Raw genomic sequence first — 5,197 nt, 5'->3', positions numbered from 1 at the left:
AGCTAAGCGACTTCCATATCTCACAGGGGGCAACCCCCAACTACTTCCGGCGTTCTAGGGCTTAACTGCTGTGTTCGGCATGGGTACAGGTGTATCTCCTAGGCTATCGTCACTTAACTCTGAGTAATACCTACTCAAAATTGAATATCTATCAAATACCAAGTAAACCTCACACTTCGTATCCTCAGTTACTTTGGATAAGTCCTCGAGCTATTAGTATTAGTCCGCTACATGTGTCGCCACACTTCCACTTCTAACCTATCTACCTGATCATCTCTCAGGGCTCTTACTGATATATAATCATGGGAAATCTCATCTTGAGGTGGGTTTCACACTTAGATGCTTTCAGCGTTTATCCCTTCCCTACATAGCTACCCAGCGATGCCTTTGGCAAGACAACTGGTACACCAGCGGTAAGTCCACTCTGGTCCTCTCGTACTAGGAGCAGATCCTCTCAAATTTCCTACGCCCGCGACGGATAGGGACCGAACTGTCTCACGACGTTCTGAACCCAGCTCGCGTGCCGCTTTAATGGGCGAACAGCCCAACCCTTGGGACCGACTACAGCCCCAGGATGCGACGAGCCGACATCGAGGTGCCAAACCTCCCCGTCGATGTGAACTCTTGGGGGAGATAAGCCTGTTATCCCCAGGGTAGCTTTTATCCGTTGAGCGATGGCCCTTCCATACGGAACCACCGGATCACTAAGCCCGACTTTCGTCCCTGCTCGAGTTGTAGCTCTCGCAGTCAAGCTCCCTTATACCTTTACACTCTGCGAATGATTTCCAACCATTCTGAGGGAACCTTTGGGCGCCTCCGTTACCTTTTAGGAGGCGACCGCCCCAGTCAAACTGCCCGTCAGACACTGTCTCCGATAGGGATCACCTATCCGGGTTAGAGTGGCCATAACACAAGGGTAGTATCCCAACAACGTCTCCTTCGAAACTGGCGTCCCGATCTCTTAGACTCCTACCTATCCTGTACATGTGGTACAGACACTCAATATCAAACTGCAGTAAAGCTCCATGGGGTCTTTCCGTCCTGTCGCGGGTAACCTGCATCTTCACAGGTACTAAAATTTCACCGAGTCTCTCGTTGAGACAGTGCCCAAATCATTACGCCTTTCGTGCGGGTCGGAACTTACCCGACAAGGAATTTCGCTACCTTAGGACCGTTATAGTTACGGCCGCCGTTTACTGGGGCTTCAATTCATACCTTCGAGTTACCTCTAAGCACTCCTCTTAACCTTCCAGCACCGGGCAGGCGTCACCCCCTATACATCATCTTACGATTTAGCAGAGAGCTGTGTTTTTGATAAACAGTTGCTTGGGCCTATTCACTGCGGCTGACCTAAAGTCAGCACCCCTTCTCCCGAAGTTACGGGGTCATTTTGCCGAGTTCCTTAACGAGAGTTCTCTCGCTCACCTGAGGCTACTCGCCTCGACTACCTGTGTCGGTTTGCGGTACGGGTAGAGTATGTTTAAACGCTAGAAGCTTTTCTTGGCAGTGTGACGTCACTAACTTCGCTACTAAACTTCGCTCCCCATCACAGCTCAATGTTACAGATATAAGCATTTGACTCATATCACACCTCACTGCTTAGACAGACTCTTCCATTCGTCTGCTTTAGTTAGCCTACTGCGTCCCTCCATCACTACATACTCTAGTACAGGAATATCAACCTGTTGTCCATCGGATACACCTTTCGGTCTCTCCTTAGGTCCCGACTAACCCAGGGCGGACGAGCCTTCCCCTGGAAACCTTAGTCTTACGGTGGACAGGATTCTCACCTGTCTTTCGCTACTCATACCGGCATTCTCACTTCTATGTGTTCCAGCGCTCCTCACGGTACACCTTCTCCACACATAGAACGCTCTCCTACCATACCTATAAAGGTATCCACAGCTTCGGTAAATTGTTTTAGCCCCGGTACATTTTCGGCGCAGGGTCACTCGACTAGTGAGCTATTACGCACTCTTTGAATGAATAGCTGCTTCTAAGCTAACATCCTAGTTGTCTGTGCAACCCCACATCCTTTTCCACTTAACAATTATTTTGGGACCTTAGCTGGTGGTCTGGGCTGTTTCCCTTTCGACTACGGATCTTAGCACTCGCAGTCTGACTGCCGACCATAATTCTTTGGCATTCGGAGTTTATCTGAGATTGGTAATCCGGGATGGACCCCTCACCCAAACAGTGCTCTACCTCCAAGAATCTTTATGTCGACGCTAGCCCTAAAGCTATTTCGGAGAGAACCAGCTATCTCCAAGTTCGTTTGGAATTTCTCCGCTACCCACAAGTCATCCAAGCACTTTTCAACGTGCCCTGGTTCGGTCCTCCAGTGCGTCTTACCGCACCTTCAACCTGCTCATGGGTAGGTCACATGGTTTCGGGTCTACGACATGATACTAATGCGCCCTATTCAGACTCGGTTTCCCTACGGCTCCGTCTCTTCAACTTAACCTCGCATCATATCGTAACTCGCCGGTTCATTCTACAAAAGGCACGCTCTCACCCATTAACGGGCTCGAACTTGTTGTAGGCACACGGTTTCAGGTTCTATTTCACTCCCCTCCCGGGGTGCTTTTCACCTTTCCCTCACGGTACTGGTTCACTATCGGTCACTAGGGAGTATTTAGGGTTGGGAGATGGTCCTCCCAGATTCCGACGGGATTTCTCGTGTCCCGCCGTACTCAGGATTCTGCTAGGTACAAAGACTATTTTAAATACGAGGCTCTTACTCTCTTTGGCTGATCTTCCCAAATCATTCTTCTATAATCTTTGAGTCCACATTGCAGTCCTACAACCCCGAAGAGTAAACTCTTCGGTTTGCCCTTCTGCCGTTTCGCTCGCCGCTACTAAGGCAATCGCTTTTGCTTTCTCTTCCTGCAGCTACTTAGATGTTTCAGTTCACTGCGTCTTCCTCCTCATATCCTTAACAGATATGGGTAACAGGTAGCACCTGCTGGGTTCCCCCATTCGGAAATCCCTGGATCATCGCTTACTTACAGCTACCCAAGGCATATCGTCGTTTGTCACGTCCTTCTTCGGCTCCTAGTGCCAAGGCATCCACCGTGCGCCCTTATTAACTTAACCTTATTTTCTGACCTTTCAGTCATAAACTCTTTTAATACTACAGCGTTTCGGTTTATTTTCTTGTTACTATTTGATATAGATATTCAATTTTCAATGTGCATTACTTGGTGATCTCTCACCAATGGAGCCTAGCGGGATCGAACCGCTGACCTCCTGCGTGCAAAGCAGGCGCTCTCCCAGCTGAGCTAAGGCCCCACAAGACCTCTCAAGACTAAACAAGACCAATGCGCAGTTCCTTATCCTTAGAAAGGAGGTGATCCAGCCGCACCTTCCGATACGGCTACCTTGTTACGACTTCACCCCAATCATCTATCCCACCTTAGGCGGCTGGCTCCTTACGGTTACCTCACCGACTTCGGGTGTTACAAACTCTCGTGGTGTGACGGGCGGTGTGTACAAGGCCCGGGAACGTATTCACCGCGGCGTGCTGATCCGCGATTACTAGCGATTCCGACTTCATGTAGGCGAGTTGCAGCCTACAATCCGAACTGAGACTGGCTTTAAGAGATTAGCTTGCCGTCACCGGCTTGCGACTCGTTGTACCAGCCATTGTAGCACGTGTGTAGCCCAGGTCATAAGGGGCATGATGATTTGACGTCATCCCCACCTTCCTCCGGTTTATTACCGGCAGTCTCGCTAGAGTGCCCAACTGAATGATGGCAACTAACAATAGGGGTTGCGCTCGTTGCGGGACTTAACCCAACATCTCACGACACGAGCTGACGACAACCATGCACCACCTGTCACCTCTGTCCCGAAGGAAAACTCTATCTCTAGAGCGGTCAGAGGGATGTCAAGACCTGGTAAGGTTCTTCGCGTTGCTTCGAATTAAACCACATGCTCCACCGCTTGTGCGGGCCCCCGTCAATTCCTTTGAGTTTCAACCTTGCGGTCGTACTCCCCAGGCGGAGTGCTTAATGCGTTAGCTGCGGCACTAAACCCCGGAAAGGGTCTAACACCTAGCACTCATCGTTTACGGCGTGGACTACCAGGGTATCTAATCCTGTTTGCTCCCCACGCTTTCGAGCCTCAGCGTCAGTTACAAGCCAGAGAGCCGCTTTCGCCACCGGTGTTCCTCCATATATCTACGCATTTCACCGCTACACATGGAATTCCACTCTCCCCTCTTGCACTCAAGTTAAACAGTTTCCAAAGCGTACTATGGTTAAGCCACAGCCTTTAACTTCAGACTTATCTAACCGCCTGCGCTCGCTTTACGCCCAATAAATCCGGACAACGCTCGGGACCTACGTATTACCGCGGCTGCTGGCACGTAGTTAGCCGTCCCTTTCTGGTAAGATACCGTCACAGTGTGAACTTTCCACTCTCACACTCGTTCTTCTCTTACAACAGAGCTTTACGATCCGAAAACCTTCTTCACTCACGCGGCGTTGCTCGGTCAGACTTCCGTCCATTGCCGAAGATTCCCTACTGCTGCCTCCCGTAGGAGTCTGGGCCGTGTCTCAGTCCCAGTGTGGCCGATCACCCTCTCAGGTCGGCTATGTATCGTTGCCTTGGTGAGCCGTTACCCCACCAACTAGCTAATACAACGCAGGTCCATCTGGTAGTGATGCATTTGCACCTTTCAATGGATTATCATGCTATAATCCATTTTATGCGGTATTAGCTATCGTTTCCAATAGTTATCCCCCGCTACCAGGCAGGTTACCTACGCGTTACTCACCCGTTCGCAACTCATCCGCTCGGTGCAAGCACCAAGCTTCAGCGTTCTACTTGCATGTATTAGGCACGCCGCCAGCGTTCGTCCTGAGCCAGGATCAAACTCTCATTAAAAGTTTGAGTTCTCACTCATTTCTGTCACTGACAGATTTATTGTTTTTCATTGTTCAGTACTATAACCTTAGTTATAGTGCCCTGCACATTGGTTCGTCTTGTTCAGTTTTCAAAGGTCTTTGTCACTCAATCTCTCTCAAGCGACAACTATATTAGTATATCACAGCTAACTCTCTCTGTCAACAGTTTTTTTAAACTTTTTTCAAGTTTTTTCTAACCACAATACACCATAGTCCGTACGGGATTCGAACCCGTGTTACCGCCGTGAAAAGGCGGTGTCTTAACCCCTTGACCAACGGACCTTGAG

2 tRNA genes and 3 rRNA genes are annotated in these 5,197 nt (G+C 49.7%); all 5 read right to left on the bottom strand.

The features are described from left to right. Window position 1: 1 nt before the first annotated feature. A 5S ribosomal RNA gene (gene rrf / locus M1F56_RS09610) occupies window positions 2-117 on the bottom strand. Between the two features lie 76 nt (window positions 118-193). After that, window positions 194-3,096 (bottom strand): 23S ribosomal RNA (locus M1F56_RS09605). 122 nt (window positions 3,097-3,218) lie between these two features. After that, window positions 3,219-3,291 (bottom strand) — tRNA-Ala (locus M1F56_RS09600). A 51-nt stretch (window positions 3,292-3,342) separates the two neighbouring features. After that, window positions 3,343-4,890: ribosomal RNA gene (locus M1F56_RS09595) — 16S ribosomal RNA — on the bottom strand. Together the 16S, 23S and 5S rRNA genes with 2 tRNA genes alongside form the textbook arrangement of a ribosomal RNA operon. 230 nt (window positions 4,891-5,120) lie before the next feature. Further along, window positions 5,121-5,192: transfer RNA gene (locus M1F56_RS09590), tRNA-Glu, on the bottom strand. Window positions 5,193-5,197: the final 5 nt, after the last annotated feature.

The sequence above is a fragment of the Streptococcus oralis genome (genome assembly GCF_023109005.1).
Classification (GTDB): domain Bacteria; phylum Bacillota; class Bacilli; order Lactobacillales; family Streptococcaceae; genus Streptococcus; species Streptococcus oralis_BU.
The sequence above is the reverse complement of the archived record's forward strand: the minus strand, read 5'-3'. Positions and strand labels throughout refer to the sequence as shown.